This is a genomic window from Clostridium sp. (assembly GCF_050717535.1).
Lineage (GTDB): Bacteria > Bacillota > Clostridia > Clostridiales > Clostridiaceae > Clostridium_AD.
Map to the genome: position 1 here is coordinate 1 of NZ_JBOITM010000024.1, position 22,529 is coordinate 22,529.

Below are 22,529 nucleotides of genomic sequence, written 5' to 3' on the forward strand. Positions count from 1 at the left end.
TGCATTACACGAAAAACTTTCATTAACAAAAGAACAAATAAATTCATTTATGGACTATTTTATATCCACATTGCCTGAGTGTCTAAAGGAAAAGCTAGTGTTTTTGTCATGCGAAAGTTGAGTTATATATAAACCGCGAACACCCAAATGTTTTATTTATAAGTATTTTCTGTTCTTCACTTGGATAAATTCTAAGTACTAACCCATAATTTAAGAGTTGTTTACCTTCATTAGCTAATATTTTATTCTTCTCATTTACAGTTAATCTCATCGGCAAGGCAACCACCTTCTTTCATACTATTATTATGCCCTCGTATGAGAACATATATTCTATTTGCAAATTATAAAAATGTTTTTACTAGCGTAAAAGAACCATTAACTCACGATTGAAATCACGAGTGTGCATGGTTCAGTTATCAATTTAATATATAGTGTTCATGCCATTTAACAACTTCAAACTCTTCATTATTCTTTAAGTTATAATAAATATCCTCTAAATATTTATCATTTGCATTTTCCCTATATGCCTTTACTATAATCTTATTTACTATATCCATTCTATGTTCACTGAATTTTATTAATATCTCAATTTTTTTACAAATTTCTTCTAATAAAATAAATCCTTTTTCCTTATAGTCTCCTGCTGATATATACTCTAATAACCCTTGGTAATAAATTTTAGAAGTTTTAATTTCATAATTCCCCACTTTGTTGATCCAATATTCTGATGCTAATTTTACCTCTATAGTTCCTGGTAACCTATTGAAATAATCAATGTCTTCTTTCTCTAATTTTTCTTCATTATAGATAAACTCTTTTATGACAAACTTTGTGATTCTAACAATTCCACTAAAAGTAAAAAAATCACCTTCATTGCTGCTATACACTTCCGAATTCCCACCATACTTTATTATATTAGGCATACTTTCTAAAGCATGTATATATGAGGATCTTAATTGATATGAATTTTTTATAGCCCTTTCTAATAGTGATTCCTTACATTTTAATATATTTTCACTTACCCTTTCCTCATAATACTTATCCGATATATACTTTAAAATAAACAATCTATATCGCATTCCTAGTCTTGCATGAGTGTCTTCAATAATAACATCTTTAATTTCCTTACTATAACAATAGTCAATTGATTCTAGTATAGAATCTAACCTTTTCCTTCTATTCTTTTGCATAAGACAATCTTGCCATTGTGTATCATAATTATCGAATTCTGTTGCTAATGATTCTATTGATGCTACAATCATTGTATAAGCCAATTCTAAATTGTAATTTATAGTTATAATAGCATCTTTCACCTATTTTATTGATGCTATAACTTTCATGTATTTTTTATTAGGTAACCTATTAAATTATTCATAAAATTGTTAAATTCATCTGATTTATCTTCGCTTATATATATATTTCTTTTAAATATTTCGGGTAATAGTTTTTGTGGTATGCTTCTATCACATATATTTTGTTGTTCATCTCTTATTAAGTTCTCTATAAAGTTCTTATCACTTTCAAATATCCCATTAAAATAGAAAGAAAAGCAAGCTAATAAATCTTCTATTACTTCAGCTTGTTATACTTACTTATCATACTCTTCAATAAGAAATACAATTTGAGAGGCCACTAAATTTATTTGCAGGTGTGCATGTGATTTACTTACATTAACTTTTTCTATACCTTTTCCATGTGGTCCCAACTTATTCCTAATTGTTAATGTTGGCATTATAATCCCTTCATACCAACTTGGCGATTGACTTTGTTCTATAATATTTTTTATTAAAGGTAACCCCGTCATATTATCCTTATATTCCCATTTGTTTTTTGAACTAATTATCTTCATAACACTCTCTAAAGCACAACAGCAACTAACAATAGATTCCTTGTATCTTTTATGTTTATAATGTGACAATCCTTCTAAAAATTCATTATTTGCATTTTTAAATTTATCATCTATTAATAATTCAAGTACTGGTTCCATTACACGAGCATTAATTAATAAATACATCCTCTTTACATATAACTTGAGGATAAGTTGTTGAATCTAATCTTTTCATTATTCCTTCTTCTAACCAATACTCCTTGAATTTTGTCAACTCAAATTTAATATCTTCAAGGGTAAATATATAATTAATATTGTCTATAAATTCATTCTTTTTATCTATCCGCACAACTCTAAACTCATTTGTTTTAAAGCAGTCTTCAATAAAGTCTAAAAACACTTCGCCCTTACAGCTTACTAGAAATTCTGCAACTCCATTAACTACTCCACTATCTCTAATAATTATATTAAATTTACCTAATCTCATCATTAAAGTTTTCAATATTTCCCCACAAAATTTTTCCATACTAAAAATATTTCCACAACTATAATACCGGCCATTATTATCATCATTATCTGATAATCCTATTATTAACATAATAACTCTATTTCTAACTTCCGCATTAATAGCAATTTCCTTTTTAATCTTATTTCTTTTAGAAAAAACATCAAATATTCCTTTTATCTTAAACATTATAAATTCTCCTAACATATTAATATTAAATTCTAAAATTGTATTCAAATATTATTATTAAATATCTCTTCCAAATATTATCTTACTTACCTTGGGACGGCATGAACTATAAACAATTTTACTAATTCTAAACGAACATCCAATATTTCATTTCCTCCTAGCTTTACACTTCCAGCATTTTTCAGGATACTGACACGATACCATAGACTGTAATTACAAGTTACATTCTTGCTAAAACACGACAATCATCTCATCTACCTAAAATAAGTTATTCACTTACATCTCATAATTTTTAAGCCACCTGATTCTCCGTAGTCATATTTCTTTAATTCGCTATACACTATTTTATATGATTATACTTACAACTTAGACTTCCTGTTAGCTACTGTACCTACCTTTGATTAGTTTGCATTAAAAACCACCTCATGCTTTAACATCTTATAGGTATTACAAATTCTTCAAAGTGTTGATACGACTGTATTTCAGTCTTTTGTTAATATATACCAACGCATACTAAAACACAGCATGTACAACTCAAAATCCAGTGGTAGCCATTATACTGTTGGTGTGCATAAGAAAAATGTTAGCACTACCCCACAAGTTTACAAATTGCATAATTTGTGTTAGGGTTCTCTTGTACGTGTTTTAGCACAATTATAAATAGTGAGAGAATAAAAAACAGCTAGTTACATAAAAAAGCTATGTATTGTTTCATCTTTCCTTAACTATAGGAGGAATAATAATGAAAAAACTAATGAATAAGTGGAACCAAATCAGTTTAGTAAAACAAATAATTATAGGATTGTTTATAGGTGTTGTCTTGGCCGTAACAATTCCTGAACAGGCAAAACCGATCGTCATTTTTGGATCTTTATTTGTTGGTGCTTTGAAATCGATTGCGCCTATATTGGTATTTTTCTTGGTTATGGCTGCAATCTCTCAACACAAGAGTGGTCATCAAACCAATATAAAATCAGTTGTCGGACTTTATCTTTTAGGAACATTCTTGTCTGGACTTGTAGCTGTTATTGCAAGTTTTATGTTTCCTGTAACATTAACGCTCACAGAAGGTGTTAAGAATGTTACAGCTCCTGGGGGTGTTGTAGAAGTTCTTAAAGCATTACTACTTAATATAGTTGATAACCCAGTAAAAGCACTTTATAATGCCAATTATATCGGCATATTATCTTGGGGGTTAGTTCTTGGTTTGGCACTGAAAAACACTTCTGATTCTACAAAAACAATGATCACTTCTTTTTCAGATGCAGTAACCCAAATGGTTAAATGGGTTATAAACTTTGCACCACTAGGAATCATGGGTCTAGTATTTGATGCTATTGCTACAAATGGAGTATCAGCATTACTAGGCTATGGACAATTACTTGCAGTTTTGATTGGTTGTATGTTCTTTGTGGCTCTTGTTGTCAACCCAATCATTGTGTACATAAATATTCGTAAAAATCCGTACCCACTCGTACTTAGATGCTTACGAGAAAGTGGTATTACTGCCTTCTTTACACGTAGCTCAGCTGCAAACATTCCTGTAAATATGAGTTTGTGTGAAGACCTAGGTTTAGATAAGGATACATATTCAGTATCTATTCCATTAGGAGCTACTATAAATATGGCTGGTGCCGCTGTTACCATTACTGTTTTGACCCTTGCAGCCGTAAACACACTTGGAATTAAAGTGGACATACCTACTGCATTAATTCTCAGCATAGTGGCAGCTGTAAGTGCTTGTGGAACTTCAGGTGTAGCTGGTGGTTCGGTATTATTAGTACCCCTAGCGGCTAGCTTATTTGGAATACCAAATGATATTGCAATGCAAATAGTTGGTGTAGGATTTATCGTAGGTGTTTTACAAGATTCATGTGAAACGGCACTTAACTCTTCCACAGATGCACTATTCACAGCAACTGCTGAATTTGCTAAGTGGCGTAAAGAAGGAAAAGAAATAGATATCGATAAGGTTGCATAAAGAAAACATGAGAAATAACCTTATTTAGGCTATTTCTCATATTGTGTGGATTCGTGTGATTATAAATTTAAGAATAGTAGCAAACAAAAACTTCCAGTTATTATTACGTCCCATGAGGTCGTGACATAAGCTGGAAGTTTTTGTTTGCTAAATCTCATTACTACTTAGTAATTTTACTTTAATCTATAATCTTAGTATAGGGCACCAATGTGATAGAAGTATGCTGAAATAAAGAATTAATGGTGAAGATTTTTGAATAAAATTTAAATCTTTCTTGCTTGTTAATCTACCATTGGCTGATATAAAAATGTTCTTTGAAATGACTAAATCCATAAGTGAATTAACCTCAGCTTCAGTCACAGTTGGAATTCCATTTTCATCAGCTTTAATGTCATCTAATTTCCGTAAAACATTGATTTTATATATAAACCCTTTAATTAATGCAAAAAAAATACTATAATTAATAACGATAATATATTAATTATAGTTACAAACAAAAATACTAAAGACAAACCATTTCAACTATAAGTTTACGTGTGGTTTGTCTATAAATAAAGGAGTTTATGCATGAGAAAAAAAGATATACTTGAGTTAAAAAGACGTTTTAAAAAAGACCAATGCACCTTCACCAAAATTTGTGGTTGCTATGTTAATGGAGAAAAACATACTATTTTAAAATTTAGAGAAAACTTTCTAAATTTAGATGAGGAGGAATACTTTAAATACTTAGAAATTGCTAAAAAAGTACTTTCTGGAACTATTGGGAATAATATTTTAGAGCTTAACTTTGAAGCTAATGAAGATTTTACTAATGAAAGACAAAATTCGCTTATGCAGCTTAAAAACAGTCAATTAAAAGATGATACTGTTGTAGATAATCTTTATGACTTGATTATAGCTAATTATGATTACACTGGTAATTTTTTAATACTCTTTTTTCATGATGCTTATGATGTTATTGCTAAAACCAAAGATAATATAAGGATAGATGAATCTGAAGAAGTATATGAATATGTGTTATGTGCAATATGTCCAGTTTCACTTTCCGGACCTGGTCTAAGGTACTTTGAAGAGCAAAATGAAATAAAAGCACGTATTAGAGATTGGGTAGTTGAATCCCCAACTAATGGCTTTGTGTTTCCTGCTTTTATTGATCGTAGCTGCGATGTTAACTCTATTATGTATTACACCAAAAATGCAAAGGATACACATCCTGAATTAATGGAAAATGCTTTAGGTTGCATCTCAAAACAAACCGCTACTGTGCAAAAGGAAACATTTCAGTCAATTATTAAAGATTCTTTTAGCGACGACGAAAATAAAGCTGATAAAATTTTTATGGACATACAAGAAAACCTAAGCACTATGATAGAAGAATACAATGCTCTAAATGATGATACAGATTGTGAACCTATAAGCTTAACAAATAAGGATATACAAAACCTTTTAATAGACAGTGAAGTTCCAGGCGAAATTACTACTATGATTGAAAATTCTTATGTAGAAAACTTTGGTGATGATATCCCTTTAGCAAAACATTTAATTGACGCAAAAGCTCTTAAGGCAAATGTACAAAGGAAAAAGGAAGAACGGCTTAATAAACAAGTAGAAGTACTTAAGGCAAGACTTGATCAAGTTAAACAAGAGAATACTATAGATAATGAAACTCCCCTGTCTACAAAAGATAGTGATGATAATATGCTTGTAGAAGAAGCTTGCGCAACTGATTTAGAAGAAACTTTAGAAACTAATTTAGAGAAAGTTACAGATATAAATTCAGAAGATAATAATGTTACCCCTGATTATGATATTATTCTTCAAGTAAAACCCGAAAAAATATCTCAAATAAAATCTCAAATAATTAATGGCCAAAAATGCATAGTTATTCCTATTAATGACAACGAACTAACTACTGTTAATGGCATAGAGAGCGATGCAAATTGGGATAATCAATAATAAGTCAACTACCCTCAAGGAATAGTGGTTTTACACCTATTTTATAAATATTAAAATCTTAAGAACATGATTCATAAGATTTTAATATTTACTTTTTATTATTATAAATAATTATTATAAATAATTATTATAAATAATTATTATAAATTAATGAAGATAAAAAATCAATTTGTTCTATATTTTCACTAACTTTATCTTCAATTTTACTTTCACATAACTTATTAATTGTAAATTCTTTATTTAAATTTATTGCATTGCACCCTTGATCAATTAATGCTACATTGCCCTTATTTCCATTATTTATTACAAATGACATCGACAATTTTCTTTTAAGATTTTCAATTGCGCCTTTCCATGTTCCGCCTTTTTTGTAATCAGAATTCAATATAAAAGTAGCCTTAGCTAAACTATAAATATACTTATTTCGTGCCATTGCCCTCCATGCTGTAAATGGAAATGTAGGGTTGTCACAAGTTAAATACAAACATCTTCCTGTTTCTATTCTTTCTCTTACATCCTTCTTTTTAATCCTAGCTACTAATGAATCGCATATGAATGAAATGTAGCTCCCCCCTACATTAAATGCTGCTGTTTCTGATGTAGAATCTACACCTCTAGCCCCTCCTGAAACAATAGTTAAATCTTCACTAACTACTTTTTCAGAAATCATAATAGTATTTTCTAATATCTCTTCATCTATATTTCTAGAACCAACCATACCTATTAAAGTATTATTTAATAGCTCTATATTGCCAGCATAAAATATTACAGTTGGTGCACCTTCCTTTAACTTACGTTTTATAAGCTTAGGATATAATTTATCCCCCCTGCACAAAGTGTATATACCTCTTTTGTTCAAATCTTCTAATTCAATTGCAAGAGAAGCACCACCATTTAATAATTTACAAATTCTTTTAGCTTCTTCTTCTTTTAATGACAAAATACTTCTAATCTGTACTTCATCTAAACCAAGCAAAGCTCCTGGTTCTTTAATATGTGATGTTATTATATTTTTAACAAGTTTGTTCCACTCTCCTAAAGATAGTAGCTTAATATTCTTATCCTTAATTCCTAATGAGGTTGTCAATAATAATGTAACATTATCATTATCCGATAAACTCATGTTAATTTCCCCCTTAGTCAACTAATGTTTTGGCAAGTGCAAAAGGATATACTTTATCAGCATAGCCATTTTTAAATAAATAGGTACAATAAGTAAATGTCCATTTAGAATCAACACAATCATCTATTATTAATACATTTCCTAGATATCCTAACCCACTCTTTAATCCAAAACCTTTTATTACATTTTCGCATTGATAATAACTATTTTCTAGTGTCTTTTGCTGTGGTGTATTAGCAATCTTTTCTATAGCATCATAACAAGGTAAATTTAACTTCATTGCCAGTCTATAAGCGAAATCTTTGACAAGGTTTGGTCTTGTTATTGAAGGAATATATACTACCGAATCAATACCCCACTCACTAAGTTTTGATTTTAGTATCTTAGCACTTGCCTCTACTAAACCATCATTAAAATTTTCTTTTATATTCTTACCTTCTCTTACTAATTCTCCCCAACCCGCATCTCCATAACAGCATAACACAATACCCGGCTCCATCATATGTTCAGGAGCAATTTTTATCTTACTATTAAAATTTATATTAATTCCAGTAGGCCACTGTTTTCTTGGTTCAATAACCATATAATTCCCCTTTAAAAACTTAGTTGCATCAATTACATGTTGTAATTCTACTTTATTTGTAAATTCACTTGGCCTACAATTCATACACCTACCGCATTTCTTTGCTGACATGTCATCAAGCTCATTTGCTATGAATTCCATTAAACAATCATCAGTTTCAATATAATCATTCATACGTTCTAACTCATATCTTCTAATTTCTGAAATAGCCTTTGAGTACTCTAAATTTGGTCGCCAATTATTTATGGTTGGATAGTACTTTGAATTTTCTTTGTATATTGCTCCATCTACTTCTAGGTACTTCAGACACTTTTCTAACCTACCACTTTTCATGTTTACAAAAGATAATATTTGCTTTTGCCCGATTCCATTAGAAACTTTTATAGCATCTACTACCTTAATCATTTCATCTTCTGTAGGAAAAGCTGAGTTAATAAAATAATTACTTATTTCATCATCCTCTTTCCCACACAGCAAAATAGCATTTGAATTTGCAACGGCTCTTCCTGCTCTTCCTATTTGTTGATAATATGCAACTACATTGCCTGGTTTTTGATAATGTATAACAAAAGATATATCTCCTTTATCGAATCCCATTCCTAATGCAACTGTTGCTATTAAAGCTTTTATTTTATTGTTTAATAGCTTTTCTTCTTTTATAAATCTTTCTTCAGATGACAATCCCCCATAATAACTTTCTACCTTGTAACCTTTTTCATTAAGATAATTTGTTAATAGTTTTGTATCATCAACTGTTAATGTATATATTATTCCTGTGCCCTCTAACTTTTTAAGGTTATCATTTAACCATGCTAATCTTTCCGCTTGATCACCCAATTTAACTATAGCTATAGATATACTTTCTCTAGTTAATGGTCCTCTTAATATTAATAAATCTTCACCTAATTGAGTCTTAATATCATTTATCACTCTATTATTCGCTGTTGCTGTTGTAGCAATAAGTGGAACATTTCTTGGCAATCTTTTTATTATATTTACTATTCTTTTGTAATCTGGTCTAAAGTCATGTCCCCAATCTGATATACAATGTGCTTCATCTACTACTAACATTCCAATATTTTTTTCGATTTTTGATAGGACCTTATCAACAAAATCCTTATTCCCAAGTCTTTCAGGAGATATGAATAGAATATCTATTGAATCAGCTAATAAATCTTTAACTATCAATTCCCATTCGTCTTTATTATTTGAATTAATCGTTCTAGAATTTAATCTAAATTTATTTGCTGAATCTATCTGGTTGTTCATAAGGGATAGTAAGGGGCTGATTACTATTGTAGGCCCCATTCCATTATTTCTTAGTACTTTAGTTGTTAGAAAATATACAAGACTTTTCCCCCATCCTGTCTTTTGTACAACTAGTGTCCTTTGGTTATTAAGCGCTGCTAATATAGCTTTATCTTGACCTTCTCTAAAGTTTGAGCCATCACCATAATATTTCCATAATATCTTTAAGATAAAATCTTTATTTAACATTTCAATATCTCCTTTATTTTTTTTAATAACTTGTTATATCTGATATATCTTATGTAAGTTAGAACATTTATCTTCTTATACCTTGTATATTCTAAATCAGAATTTATATTCAATAATTACGCATCCTCAATATTAACCTTTGACTATTATCTAATATTTTATTCATTATTTTATCAACACTTATGGAATTTATTCTATACTACTTAATAAATTCCATAAGTGTTGTAACAACTTTAAATTTATCTACTCACTGCAATAAATACTTTGCAAATCTTTTGAAATCAAACTTTTAACGTACAAAAGAGAACCGTCAACCCTGACGATTCTCTTTTATTTAAATGCCTTTAATTTTAATATACCATTCCAATTTTGGGACGTTATCATTTCTACTGCTCTAATTATACGTGAACCTCTAATGATTGAAGTCACGAGAGTACGTAGCGAAATCTTCAAGTAAAACCCAAAAAAATATCTCGAATAATTAATTGCCAAAAATACATAGTTATTACTGTTATTTAAAGATTCTGAAAGTTTATATTTCTCCAATTAACTGCTTGTAAAAATCATGTTCCATTTAAGGATTACCGCCCTAATACTTTTTCAATAAATACGCAAGTAAGTTTAGGATCAAATTGAATACCTGAATTTTTTTCTAATTCGCCTATTACAACATCTTCAGGAAGAGCACTTCTGTAACTTCTCTCACTAGTCATTGCATCATAGGCATCTGCTATAGTTATAATTCTTGATACAAATGGTATTTCCTCTTCTCTTAGACCTTTGGGATATCCTTTTCCATCCCATCTTTCATGGTGATATAATGTATAGTTAGCAATATCAGACATGTCATTAACTGTGTTAAGTATTCTATATCCTATTTCTGGATGACGCTTAATTTCTTTCCATTCATCTACTGTAAGCTTGCCTGGCTTATTTAGTATATTCTCATCTATAGCTATTTTCCCTATATCATGAAGTAGCCCCACCATTTTCAGTTCTTGAATTTCTTTTTCAGTTAAGCCAAGAGCTTCTCCCATGCTTTCGCATAGTGATGAGACTCTATGTGAATGTTGTTCTTCTCTTTTGTTTTTTTCATGAAGAGTATTTATTATCGCATTAATTGTCCTTCCTCTCATACTTGGACTTTCGAAGAGTTTTTTCTTATACATATGATCTTCCGCTTTTTTAAATATTACTTGGATTTTTCCTTCCTCATTATTTTTAGTTTCATAACCAAATGAAATAGAAATACCAACGGGAACTAATTTTTCATTTAATGCTAGCTCGTTTATACGTTTAATAATTCTCTCTGTTTCAAAGGCATCAGTCTTAGGTAATATAATAACAAATTCATCTCCTCCAAGTCTAGCTACAATATCATTAGACCGGCACCCTTTAGTTATCACTTCTGCTACTTTTTTAAGAAGCTCATCACCCATGTTATGTCCAAAGGAATCATTAATAAGTTTTAACCCGTTTACATCCCCCATAACAATGGTCATAGGAAGATTTTTTTCCGTATCAAGTCGATTTAACTCTTCTTCATAAAATCTACGGTTATAAAGCCCCGTAAGTTGATCGTGATAACTTAAAAATTCAATTTCTTCTTGTTTTTGCTTTTTCTCAGAAAAATCTCTAAACACTAATACCACACCCACAATTTCGCCATTCTCTTGAATAATAGGTGCAGCACTATCTTCTATAGGTCTCTCAATACCATCTTTTGAAATTAGTATAATATGACTCGGAAGTTCAAGTATTTTTCCACTTTCAAGTACTTTTTCAACTATGTTTTCACTCTTTTCTCCTGTAAACTCATTTACAATATTAAATACCTCTTCAATAGATTTTCCACTTGCAGCTTCTTGACGCCAACCAGTTAAATTCTCAGCAACTCTATTTAAAAACAAGACCTTACCCTTATTATCCGTAGAAATTACACCATCTCCCACAGATATTAGAGTAGTTTCTAAAAGTTCTTTTTCCTGTGCAAGGGCTGTTTCCAGCCTTTTATGTTCTGTTACATCAATTGCTACACTCATTGCCATTTTACGACCATCTTGCAATTTTCCTATATATGAAGAATAAAAATTCCATATAAGGACATGTCCATCTTTTGTTTTAACCGTAAACTCGCCATTATTTTGATTTTTATCCAAATCAAATATTGAGTTAATTAGATCTTTAACCTCTTCTTTGTTCATTCCATAGGCTTTTTCTAACCACACTGGAATTGTAGGAATGTCCTCCAATGTATACCCTGTTATATCCGTCCAGGCTTTACTTATCTTTATAACTTCTCCATCCTCAGCCTGTAGCATGATTGGTATTGGTGCTTCCTCTACTGCATACCTAAACTGTCTTTCACTTTCTATCAACTTTTCCTCATTTTTTTTACGCTGAGTTATATCTATGCCTACCCCCGTAAAATAGGTTTTACCCTCAAAAATTAAACGTACACCGTTGGACAATACATGTAACTTGCCACCACCCTTAATAAGCAAATGTGCTTCTACCTCTCCACTTCCTGTAGCAAATACCTGCTCAACGCTTGCTGCTACTCTTATCGCATCGTCTCCCTCAAACCATTCATCAAGGGGCATGTGTAATAATTCCTCTGCTGAGTACCCCGTCATTTCTTCATGTTTTTTATTCCATTTAATAAGTCTACCTAACTCATCATAAACATAAAAATATCCCGGAACACTTTCAAGTAGTGCCTCTATAAATGCCTTATCTTCCTTCAAAACTGCTTCCGCTCTTTTTAACTCCGTAACATCTATAACAAAACAAGTTAGTCCTATTACCTTTCCATCAGTAGAAAAGATAGGAGACCAAAAATCTTGCCAAAACAACCTTGAGAGATTCTCATTACCGTATTCTTCAATAATGTCGAAGCTCTCACCAGTTAAAACCCGGTCAAAATTTTCTTTTGCTTTTTTATAATCTTCATGTTTGCCAATAACATCTAGCATGTTCATTCCAATTTCAATTTCTTTGCCCCATATTGCCCTCATTGTATTCTGGTGATTTTTGTTAAATGCAAGGTAACAATAATTCAAGTCAAGTGTGAATACTATTATTTTAGGAGTACTCTCTAGAATAGAAGAAAGCATATTGTTAGATTTATTAAGTGTTGCCTCAGTTTCTTCTAGCTTATATGTTTGCTGAGCCACAGTTTTTTCAAGAAGAGTATTTTCACTCCTTAGTTTATCGCTATAAATTTTATTATTTGTAGTGTCTGATATAATAGATAACAATAATTTTTTACCCTGTAAATTTATAGGAGTAGAACGAACTTCCACATCTCTAACTTGTCCATTTGATAACCGATGCTTAAAATAGAAATAGTTTCTGTGCTCAATTTTTGCAAAATTGATTTCTTTATTTACTTGATTTTCTGTAAGTATATTGAAATGAGTAATTTTCAATTTCAACATCTCATCATGGGTGTATCCATAAAAGTAGCAAGCTGATAGATTACAATCTTCAATTTCTGATGTTTCTGCATTGATAAGAAGCATTATTTCTTGATTATTTTTAAACAAGCTCTTATAAAAAGATTCGTTGTTACTCATGATTTATACCCCCAGCTCCAAACTTATTAAGCATATAGTTATAATACATAATTTCGCACTTTAATATCCTTTTATCTATTATATTATAAATATTTGGTATATTCTACATTTTTTTAATATATATTTTTGTAATTTCACCATTTTTCTTATAATAAAACAGCTCTCTATGATATTTAAATTTTATCATAGAAAGCTGCTATTGTTTATAATCTGCAGACCTTACAGTTTTTTCAGCAAAGCGAATTCGCTATTAAATCATCTCATGCGGAGCTGCATATTAACGACTTCAGAAGGATATTTAGACTCCCACTGAAGTTTTCTCTTTGTTACAGTGTGTAACTCCCACTTATAGAAGTAGGAGACCTCCCTTCTGAAATGTCGTTAAAATAAGGTCCCTACAATACTCCTTGAATAGCCTAACAAATATCTTTTTAGGATTTTTGAATTTCATTTTTCATATTACTTTTAGCCATTATCTCTTTAATCATTTCTAAATTATCAGTAAGATTACTTAAAGCCATAACCGCTTGCCCTATCTTGTCATCACCTTTTATAAACTTGTTTTCAACAAATATCTTTTTAATTTCATCTAAACGTTTCTGTTCTTCACTATTTAAACAGGAAGCAAGTTCTTTCCATTTAAGCATATTGGCTTCTGCCCCAGTTGTTAATGTTTGAGAGTCATTCTCATAGCTTCCCAGTATTTTCTCAAATAATTCTTCATCATTCATAACAGAAACAACATTCTCTGCAATCTTATTCATATTTCTATAAGAACCTTGAAGTTTAAAAGGTGGTTCATTCCTATACTCATCAGCTTGAGATGCTGAATATATATATTCCATGTTAACTTTTAATACTATATCTCGTGCTATAAACAACTTTTCTATAACACCAATATATTCATTAAGCTCATCTATTGAATAAGCGCCCTCAAAATTAACCTTTTCTCTTTCCACTCCCTTAGCCATTTCAATAAGACCATATAAATCCTTCTGGCTTCTATTTGATAGTTTACTAAGTATAGGGCTTGAAGTTAAGCTGTTTTCAATGTAACTAAGCTTAAATGCTTCTTCATTCTCACGAAGCATATCTCCAAGATTGTATACATCCGCTCTATTAGAAAGCATATCTGGTATCTTGAATTTTTCACCACTTTCTGTGTAAGGATTTCCTGCCATAACTACAGCTACCTTCTTACCTCTTAAATCATAAGTCTGCGCAGCTCCATTGTATACCCCTTCAATCTTTCGTTGACCATCACATAATGATATGAATTTCTGTAAAAATTCTGGATTACAGTGCTGAATATCATCAACATATATCATTACATTGTTTCCCATTTTTAATGCAAGATTGAGTTTTCTAAGTTCATCTCTAGCACTACTATTCTTAGCCATCATAGGATCTAATGATGTGACTTCGTTTCCTAGCGCGGGCCCATTAATTTTAACAAGATTAATACCAAGTCTACTTGCTATATACTCCATCAAAGTAGTTTTACCATAACCCGGTGGAGAAACTAAAAGTAACAATCCCATTAAATCAGTTCGCTTATTTTCTCCTACAACACCAATTTGTTTAGCCAGATTATTCCCTATTAGTGGCAAATACACTTTATCTATTAGCTTATTTCTTACAAACGATGACAGTACTTTTGGTTTAAAATCATCCAAGTGAAGCTCATCTTTAAATCGTTCTACCAGTTCCTTTTTAATATTCTGGAACTTAAGATAATCGGGAACTACAATCTCACTATAATATTTTAGCCTTTGCATAAATTTTGTATAAGATATTGTATATATGCCTCCATTAATTACGCCGTGTGTTCCAACCAGTCCCTTTATAGTTGTTTGAGTCTCTACATTGATAACTCTGCCTAAACTAGCATTATCGTCAATTAGCATAACAATAACTTCGTAAAGTAACCCTGATAATTCTTCTGCATCCAAAGCTTCAAATATATTGGTATTGTCTATTACATCCAATCGATAAGCATTAACCCATTCTTTAATAAGATAGAAAACTCCTTCTATATCTTTCGAACTATTTTTAATTGATGTTGAAAATTCATCAAAAGCATTGTTATCTCGTAAATATTTCATAAATCCATCATATATTTTTTTAGCTCCAATGCTTACTACAAAATCTTCACCTTTCATAATCTCCATGCAAAGATACTCTGCCGCATCAGGGATACATTTGTTATCAAAAAAGCTTATGTCCTTATAGGCATTTTTCAGTTTTTCAATTATATATGGAACATAGTTCTGCAGATTAGGTGATGAACTAAAATATAACTGAACCTTAGCTAATTCTTTTAAGCGAACCGTCAGCAGCTTTTTAGTTTCATCATCTACTAAACGATTCCAAAACAATCTAGCTAAAGCTCTAATCTGGCTTTTATATATTAACAAATCTATATTGCAATGAAGTTCAAGTAATACTTTTAGTATCTTTGCCCCATCACTATCATGTATCCCTTTAGTGTAACCCTCTTGATATCTAGGCTCCATAAACTTTTGAACAAGTTTAACTAATTGCGATTCCGTCTTTGAATACAAAATATCTAATGTCTCAAATTGCATCTTTCTTGCTGCTTCAAAAATTGAATAAGCAAGATATTCTGCTCTATAAACATCTACATTCTCTGATAGGATACTCTGGTCAAACACATGCTGATACTTGTTAATTTCTGGATGAACTACCTTATCCCAGAAATCTGTTCCTGATATGTGATAATACAATTGATTATCCTTTTGTACTATGGAAAGATCTATTGCTTTTGTATTTACTGAGAAATGATGTTTGCCTAGTTTTATCACGTTCTCTCCGTCTACATATAGCTCTTGCTTATCCTTCAAATTGCGAATAGTATCCTCTTTTATGGTCTTTAATCTTGAACTAATCTCATCAGCTTTAACATTATCCCCTAGCTCTCTAAGTTTAGATATAATATCCCGGGTCTTCTCGGCCATTATGTCAGTAGCAAGATATCCATTTATTCCTTCTATAGAGTCAAAATTTTTTAACCTATTAGCTATTCCACTGATAATACGCTGCGAAGAGTTACATAATCCAAGTATTCGTTTATTTAACTTATCTAAAAGTGACTGTTTCTTACTTTCAAAAGCATTATATAACTCTTCTCTTCTTTCACTAAGTTTTACTACATAATCATCAAATTCAGCAAACTTTCCTTCTAACTCCTGTATTTGAACCATAACCTTATTAAGATACTGATCGCATTTATCTGCCGTATCTGAAATATCCAAATAATTTACTACAGCTTGGCTAAGAAGTTTCATTTGGGAGTTAAACTGCATCATCATTTCACTCTTAGCAAATTCCTCTACCCTAGACTTTACCCTTGCCTTTGCATTATTTAAAAGAGAAAATAATGATGAAATCTTATCTATTATCTCCGTTGTCATGGTAGGGTCCTCAATTTTAAAATTGCCTATAATATCTATAAGAAGTTCTAAATCGCTAGAGGCTTCATCCATCTTTTGCGTAAGCTCTTTGCCCTCTTTTGATTTATTAACCTTGTCAACGGCCTCTTGCAAGTCTTCTACTCTATGGGCATAAACCTTAAGCCCTTCAGGCTGTATTAAAAATTCAACACATTTCTTCGCGAATTCTTCATTTTTTTCTTTAACTTTTGTCTCAAGTGAATCAACAATGGCAAAGTCTATATATCTTAAATCCCTTAGTGAAACAATCTTACCTCTAAGATTTCGAATATCCGTAAGGACTCTTACATATTCATCCACACTATCATAGTTACCATATTCTAGTTTTTTTAATAGTTCCTCTGATGCATTTTTCACATCGCTTATTTGGTTTTGCGTTGAGTTTTTTATTCTTACTACTTTTTCAAACTCACCTATTGCAAATGTTGATGTCTCTTTTATACTTAAAAGCGCTTCTTTTAAATTATATGCTTCCTCTTTATCTACCCAAAAATACGCATCAATTATTTGCTGCGATTCTTTTACAATATCAATGTAAATACTCTGATAGCTCTCACCCTTTTGAATGAGTTTGAATACAATGGTGCAATCAGCCATACAATTAACAATATCCTTATTGCCGATATTAAAAAGAATGGAATCAGTGTGTCCTTCAATTACATAATTTTTTCCCACATATGGTGTTTTCCATATCTGTATCATATGATTCTTTCTAGGTTCATTTTCATGTTTAAATACAATCATTTCACCATTATTGAAATGTGAGTATCCGCTGCAAACAATTGGTGTTTTAATTGTTTGCTGGATTATGTTATATGAATATATTAAATATGTGCCGCTTTCCATATTATAGAAAATATACTGATAATCTTCTCCATTAGATGAGCTAATCATCTGATCAAATACTGAATTCTCTACGGTAACATCAAATAATTTATATTCCCCATTTTGTAGATAATAACCTTTCGGGAAAATGAGTCCATGATTCCCAGGTAAAAGCATGCAAGTATCTTTAATTGAATCAATTCTTATAACATTCTTTAATTTATTGTTAAATACAAAGTACCTATAATCATTTTCCTTATAGGGCCTAATTTTAAGTATTATTATTTTACCTAAATCAGCATAGAATATTTCTGCATCATCAAGGTTCTGGTCTTTATCCTCCACTTCTTCAGAATAAATCCCCTTACCTGTGTGCGTATTATCCTCAACTTTAATTGTTAAATCTCCACCAAGAGTTTCCACAAATACCTTATCTAGAATTGAAACATGGGGATGAATACCACTATGCTGATCGTCCCTTGTTGCTTTAACAAAATTGAAATCATTTTTACTCGCAAAATTAACTTCATGTTCACTTCTACAATCTATATATATTAGTGTGTCACCTTCAATTAGCCATTTGAAGGATTTAATATCAGTGGCATTCACTCCAGTTTGAAAAATCATGTAGAAATATGGTTCTATTATTGTAAACTTAGCAAAAAAAGTATTCTTATAATATTTATACAGATCATCAAAATCATTTAAAAACTGCTCGTCATTAATTAAGTGGAGTGTCTGCTTTTGAAATGTGCATTCTTTATATGTATAAATTGAAAATACATCACTGAGTTCTACCTTAGATTTAAGCCCAATATTGACATTGTATCCAAAAATGAAATAATCATCTACAGGCGCCATATCTCTAGGTATACAATTATTCTCTGTTATTATCCTCTCGCTGCTAAGAAGCTTTGTTTCAATAGAACCAAAAACTTCTTTTCGCACCAAGTTAAGCCTTTCAATACGTTCCTTTAAATCATCTCCTTGTTTTATAAGACGATTTTTAATAACCTCATATGTGCTACTATCCATATCGCTATTTTCAGTCTTTATATCTTTATTCTCATTATCATCCAACTTTATCTACCTCATTTACGTGTAGTTTAGACATATTTTCTTTAGGCACATTCAAATAAATGCACTAACATACTGACTAGTTATTTGAGTATTGCTACTTGCCATGTATAATATTTGCTGGTAAATTACCAACCCCTGCTTTTTTAACAGTATCTAATAACTTACTTAACATTGTCTTATCATCAGCATCAGCATCAGCATCCCTCATCATCCTATTAACAGCGCCAGCTATTGATATATTTTTCAAATCTTCTGACGTTAAGTTAAACCTACCAGATAACTCTTGTAATTTTTTCGTAAAGTACTCTGGATCACCTGTAATAAAGGTATCTTTAATATCAGTAAGTACTTCACTACTATTAACTAAACGATCATAAGATTTACCTTGAGTAATTGAACCAATAATCTTATCGAAAAACATTGTTTCTCCACCCACAATATCAATTTTAGCTGATTTAAGTGCTTCATTAATAACTGAAGCTTGTGCCTGTGCAATATCCTTTTGAATATTGATATTGGCAAGTTCAATCTCTTTCTCTTTTTCAAGTTTAAGTTTAAATTCCTCATGAGCTCTACCAACTTCATCTAATGCCTTCATACTATTAGCCTTTTCTTTAATTCCTTCTGCTTCTGCTAGATATTTTTTCTTTAAGATATCAGCCTCAACACTGCCCTCTTTCTCTTTTACATCAATCATAGCACTGTCACCTTTAGCTTGTGCTAGAGCTTTCGCTTCTATAACTTTTGCCTGTGCTATACCACTGGTGGATTGTTCAAGAATTTTAGCATCAACAATAACCTTAATTGACTCAGCTTCCTTTTGCGCAGCCTTAAGTTTAGCATCAGCATCAATAATGGTTTCCTCAGCTAAAGATTCAGCTGCTTGTTTTGAAGCCTCTGCGGCTATAACCCTAATAATACGGTCTTTTTCGCCTTGTTCTTGTGCTTTTTTAATAGCTACAGTTTTAAAACGCTCTGCCTCTGCAATTGCACGGGTATCTTTAATCTTCTCTTCTTCAACAGCAGTATCTTTCTCAACTGTTACTCTTTCTCTTATGACTACCTGAATGTTTTTCTTTTCAACTTCTAATGCTTTCTCCTTTTCAATAATGGCAAGTTCAACTAATTTTTCTTTCTCTGTTCTTTCAAGCAACCTTTTTTTATCAACTCTTTCAGTCTCAATTGCGTCTGTACTTTCTTTTGCTTTCAGTGCAACAATAACTTGTCTCTCTTTATTCTGCTCAGCAATTTCAATTTCTTCATCGGATTTAACCCTTGCTAGTTCTGACTTTAATCTCTCTTCTTGGGCTACTTTTGCAGCTTCTGCAGTTTCTCTAGAATTAATAATAGCGATTTCCCTTTTCTGCTTTGCTTCTGCTTCTGCATTTTGCTTTTCAAGTTCTAATATTGCCTCTCTTGCAGATACATCCTGTTGCTTTATAGTTTTTTCTTTCTCTCTTTGTATCTGATTAGCTAATATTGACTGTTTTGCAGTAAGCTCAGTTATTTTCTTAATACCCTCTGAATCTAAGATATTATTACAATTAAGTAAGTTAACATCAGTTTGTTCAAGATAATCAATAGCAGCATCATCCATGAGATAACCATTTAAATCCGTTCCAATAATTTGAAGAATTTCATCCTTAAAAGTCTCTCGTTCAGTATATAGCTGAATAAAATCAAACTTCTTACCAACTGTTTTTAAAGCTTCTGAGAACTTAGAATCAAAAAATTCCATCAGTGTTTTTGGATCAGATGCCTTCTGACAGCCTAATAACTGAGCCACTTTTAGTACATCTTCACGTGTTTGATTTACTCTAACAAAAAATACAACCCTAATATCAGCTCTTAGATTGTCTTTACAAATGAGCCCATCCTTACCTTCTCTATTAATCTCCACTTGTTTAACTGAAATATCCATGATTTCACGTTTATGTATTATAGGCACTACAAAAATGCCGCCAAAGCACACTCTATTACCACCAACACCATTTCTTATTATAACCTTGCCCTGATCCACCTTATGGTAGAACCTTGAAAACAATGCTAATAAACCAACGATTACTACTACAACTACACCTATACTAACTAACATAACCTGAACCGAATAACTCATTTTATCACTCCTTCATTTTTAACAATATAATACATGTTTTTTTCAATGTCTTTTCTGATAACAAATGCAACCTCATATTTATGAAATGACTCTACAGTATTTTCAGATTTTACATTTATCACCACGCTGGCCCCCTCTCTTTTTATTTCTGCCTGTCCTAGTCGCCCATTTTTGACATTACTTTTAAGTGTACATAATTGACCGATTACTTCACTACCTCCATCCTCTTGCATACTGCTATACTTTAAAATAACTTTTAGCGGAAAGGACACAAACTTAGTAATAATCACACTAAGCATCATTGCAGGTATTAGTAATACCGTATTCAATAACCCTCCAGTGGCTATAGGTAAGTAATACATTAACATAGCTATAATCCAAAAATTCAATGTTAATATACTGAAAACAAACATAAAAGGTAATTCCTCTGCATTTAGAAACGCTAATAGTGCATAGAGTGGGCCTAAAGTATCACCACCCTCTAAATCAAAATCTAAATCTAAATCTAAAAAATCAAAGTCTAAGACACCAATAATAGCAATAACCCAATACAACACTATAAATATTAACAATACAGTAGGTATAATGTTTACCCCTGTAAATGCATTTTTAAAAAGTTCTGGCATAACAACCTCCTTTTTCACCCTCTATAACAATTGTTAGTATTATATTAATGATTATTAAATAAATTAGTTGCATAACTCCTATTGTTTTAAGTGACTTGTTTGTTCCAACTAAGTTATATATAAACATAATTAATATAAGAGTGTTATAGACTATAATTCTACATTAAGGCTAATATACCTTTATATAGTATTTTTAAAATTAGGTACTAGTAACCATTACATTTCACAAAACTTAATAAAATCTATTTACTATTTCAAACTAATCGTTTATTCCAAAACTATTACCACATTTTTTTCTACAATAAAAAGACACCCTTTCGAGTGTCCTATTTCTTATTTATATCAGGTCATCAATGTACCCTCAGTTACAATATCATAAAACAAACCTGCTATGCTGGTTTCATTATCTGCGAAAAAAACACATCTATCTTCATCTTTAAATCCACAATCCATTACACTATCTCCACTTATATTTATACATAACCTTTGATTCACTATACATTATAGCTATCTATCACTATTACACATGTGCTAATATACCTGCCACATAAGAAATAACCCAAACAGCCCATGCAAACATACTAAATTTATAGAATTGATTAATTAAATTTCTATATTTTTTTAATGTCAATATAGACCCAATCGTATTAATTAGCATTAGTACTAATGCAATATATCCTAAAAGCCCATGTGCCCCAACGGGTACCATACTACCACCAATCCTATACATTATAAAAGTAGCAAATACATCACAAATCAAACCAATACTAACCATACCAACGTGCCAAGGAAGCAATGTCTTTCGTCTGAATTCACTAAAAATAGAAATTGTATAAATAATCAATGCAAAATTCACTAAAACAATTGAAAAAACTAGCATTTTTATTCCCCCTTAAAAACATCATTATTTAATATTACATTATTACTAGTATTTATGCAATATCATATTTCTAGTAGTTAATTAATTGATTTTTACAATTAACAGTGAATGACTATCTCAAAATAAAAGGTTGTTTTTAAAGCAAGATGTCACTTTTTCTTTTCCAATCGAGTAGGAGCTAAATAATTAATTTATTTAGCGACCTCTCACACCACCATGCATACCGTTCGGTACACGGCGGTTCAATAGAAATTAATGTTTTAATAAATATGTCTCAGATATAGAAACT

The 22,529-nt window shown here is 31.0% G+C and carries 15 protein-coding genes and 1 pseudogene; 3 read left to right on the top strand and 13 right to left on the bottom strand.

Translation table 11 applies throughout. From position 1 onward, the window contains the following. Positions 1-106 precede the first annotated feature (106 nt). The 4 genes from ACREVU_RS04440 to ACREVU_RS04455 all read right to left on the bottom strand — a co-directional run bounded on the left by ACREVU_RS04440 (position 107) and on the right by ACREVU_RS04455 (position 2,522). Positions 107-271: a helix-turn-helix domain-containing protein gene (locus tag ACREVU_RS04440; RefSeq protein WP_431550420.1), complete on the bottom strand. Its 165-nt coding sequence runs from the start codon at positions 269-271 to the stop codon at positions 107-109. Positions 272-416: 145 nt separating this feature from the next. Next, complete coding sequence (locus ACREVU_RS04445; protein ID WP_431550421.1) at positions 417-1,313, bottom strand: hypothetical protein; 897 nt, start codon at positions 1,311-1,313, stop codon at positions 417-419. Between the two features lie 275 nt (positions 1,314-1,588). Further along, the gene (locus tag ACREVU_RS04450; protein WP_431550422.1) at positions 1,589-2,014 is read right to left on the bottom strand and encodes an abortive infection family protein; all 426 of its coding nucleotides are present in this window, start codon (positions 2,012-2,014) and stop codon (positions 1,589-1,591) included. Beyond that, on the bottom strand, positions 1,998-2,522 hold the full coding sequence (locus tag ACREVU_RS04455) for a hypothetical protein (RefSeq protein WP_431550423.1): 525 nt from the start codon (positions 2,520-2,522) through the stop codon (positions 1,998-2,000). Before ACREVU_RS04455 ends, ACREVU_RS04450 begins: the two co-directional genes overlap by 17 nt. Positions 2,523-3,264: 742 nt before the next feature. On the opposite strand from ACREVU_RS04455, the gene sstT reads away from it, so the two are divergent. Then, positions 3,265-4,503 (top strand): serine/threonine transporter SstT, encoded by a 1,239-nt coding sequence (gene sstT / locus ACREVU_RS04460; protein ID WP_431550431.1) that lies wholly within the window; start codon positions 3,265-3,267, stop codon positions 4,501-4,503. 183 nt (positions 4,504-4,686) lie between these two features. Here the strand turns inward: sstT and ACREVU_RS04465 are convergent, their stop codons facing one another. Continuing rightward, the gene (locus ACREVU_RS04465) at positions 4,687-4,836 is read right to left on the bottom strand and encodes a hypothetical protein (RefSeq protein WP_431550432.1); all 150 of its coding nucleotides are present in this window, start codon (positions 4,834-4,836) and stop codon (positions 4,687-4,689) included. Here ACREVU_RS04465 and ACREVU_RS04470 point away from each other — a divergent pair. Then, positions 4,823-4,963: a hypothetical protein gene (locus tag ACREVU_RS04470; protein ID WP_431550434.1), complete on the top strand. Its 141-nt coding sequence runs from the start codon at positions 4,823-4,825 to the stop codon at positions 4,961-4,963. The two genes, ACREVU_RS04465 and ACREVU_RS04470, sit on opposite strands and share 14 nt — an antisense overlap. A gap of 107 nt (positions 4,964-5,070) precedes the next feature. Further along, complete coding sequence (locus ACREVU_RS04475) at positions 5,071-6,459, top strand: DUF4317 domain-containing protein (protein WP_431550424.1); 1,389 nt, start codon at positions 5,071-5,073, stop codon at positions 6,457-6,459. A gap of 127 nt (positions 6,460-6,586) precedes the next feature. Here ACREVU_RS04475 and ACREVU_RS04480 read toward each other — a convergent pair whose 3' ends face one another. The 8 genes and pseudogenes from ACREVU_RS04480 to ACREVU_RS04515 all read right to left on the bottom strand — a co-directional run bounded on the left by ACREVU_RS04480 (position 6,587) and on the right by ACREVU_RS04515 (position 22,240). Further along, a complete protein-coding gene (locus tag ACREVU_RS04480; RefSeq protein WP_431550425.1) occupies positions 6,587-7,582 on the bottom strand; it encodes a DNA-processing protein DprA in 996 nt (331 codons plus the stop codon). A gap of 13 nt (positions 7,583-7,595) precedes the next feature. Continuing rightward, a complete protein-coding gene (locus ACREVU_RS04485) occupies positions 7,596-9,662 on the bottom strand; it encodes a RecQ family ATP-dependent DNA helicase (RefSeq protein ID WP_431550426.1) in 2,067 nt (688 codons plus the stop codon). Positions 9,663-10,243: 581 nt separating this feature from the next. Beyond that, positions 10,244-12,040 carry an HD domain-containing phosphohydrolase gene (locus ACREVU_RS04490; protein ID WP_431550433.1) on the bottom strand — a complete coding sequence of 599 codons (1,797 nt, stop codon included), beginning with the start codon at positions 12,038-12,040 and terminating at the stop codon, positions 10,244-10,246. A gap of 9 nt (positions 12,041-12,049) precedes the next feature. After that, positions 12,050-13,240: pseudogene (locus ACREVU_RS04495) on the bottom strand (PAS domain S-box protein); the annotation flags it as partial. Between the two features lie 431 nt (positions 13,241-13,671). After that, the gene (locus ACREVU_RS04500; RefSeq protein ID WP_431550427.1) at positions 13,672-18,618 is read right to left on the bottom strand and encodes a DNA repair ATPase; all 4,947 of its coding nucleotides are present in this window, start codon (positions 18,616-18,618) and stop codon (positions 13,672-13,674) included. Positions 18,619-18,712: 94 nt separating this feature from the next. Beyond that, positions 18,713-20,734, bottom strand: a complete 2,022-nt coding sequence (locus tag ACREVU_RS04505; protein ID WP_431550428.1) for a flotillin family protein — start codon at positions 20,732-20,734, stop codon at positions 18,713-18,715. Continuing rightward, a complete protein-coding gene (locus ACREVU_RS04510; protein ID WP_431550429.1) occupies positions 20,731-21,360 on the bottom strand; it encodes a hypothetical protein in 630 nt (209 codons plus the stop codon). Before ACREVU_RS04510 ends, ACREVU_RS04505 begins: the two co-directional genes overlap by 4 nt. A gap of 520 nt (positions 21,361-21,880) precedes the next feature. Next, a complete protein-coding gene (locus ACREVU_RS04515) occupies positions 21,881-22,240 on the bottom strand; it encodes an HsmA family protein (RefSeq protein ID WP_431550430.1) in 360 nt (119 codons plus the stop codon). Positions 22,241-22,529: the final 289 nt, after the last annotated feature.

Bases quoted from the DNA above. Each gene is read 5' to 3' on its own strand.
- ACREVU_RS04440 (WP_431550420.1), bottom strand. From the start codon at position 271: ATGAGATTAACTGTAAATGAGAAGAATAAAATATTAGCTAATGAAGGT.
- ACREVU_RS04450 (WP_431550422.1), bottom strand. From the start codon at position 2,014: ATGTATTTATTAATTAATGCTCGTGTAATGGAACCAGTACTTGAATTA.
- ACREVU_RS04455 (WP_431550423.1), bottom strand. From the start codon at position 2,522: ATGTTTAAGATAAAAGGAATATTTGATGTTTTTTCTAAAAGAAATAAG.
- sstT (WP_431550431.1), top strand. From the start codon at position 3,265: ATGAAAAAACTAATGAATAAGTGGAACCAAATCAGTTTAGTAAAACAA.
- ACREVU_RS04470 (WP_431550434.1), top strand. From the start codon at position 4,823: ATGACTAAATCCATAAGTGAATTAACCTCAGCTTCAGTCACAGTTGGA.
- ACREVU_RS04465 (WP_431550432.1), bottom strand. From the start codon at position 4,836: ATGGATTTAGTCATTTCAAAGAACATTTTTATATCAGCCAATGGTAGA.
- ACREVU_RS04475 (WP_431550424.1), top strand. From the start codon at position 5,071: ATGAGAAAAAAAGATATACTTGAGTTAAAAAGACGTTTTAAAAAAGAC.
- ACREVU_RS04480 (WP_431550425.1), bottom strand. From the start codon at position 7,582: ATGAGTTTATCGGATAATGATAATGTTACATTATTATTGACAACCTCA.
- ACREVU_RS04485 (WP_431550426.1), bottom strand. From the start codon at position 9,662: ATGTTAAATAAAGATTTTATCTTAAAGATATTATGGAAATATTATGGT.
- ACREVU_RS04505 (WP_431550428.1), bottom strand. From the start codon at position 20,734: ATGAGTTATTCGGTTCAGGTTATGTTAGTTAGTATAGGTGTAGTTGTA.
- ACREVU_RS04510 (WP_431550429.1), bottom strand. From the start codon at position 21,360: ATGCCAGAACTTTTTAAAAATGCATTTACAGGGGTAAACATTATACCT.
- ACREVU_RS04515 (WP_431550430.1), bottom strand. From the start codon at position 22,240: ATGCTAGTTTTTTCAATTGTTTTAGTGAATTTTGCATTGATTATTTAT.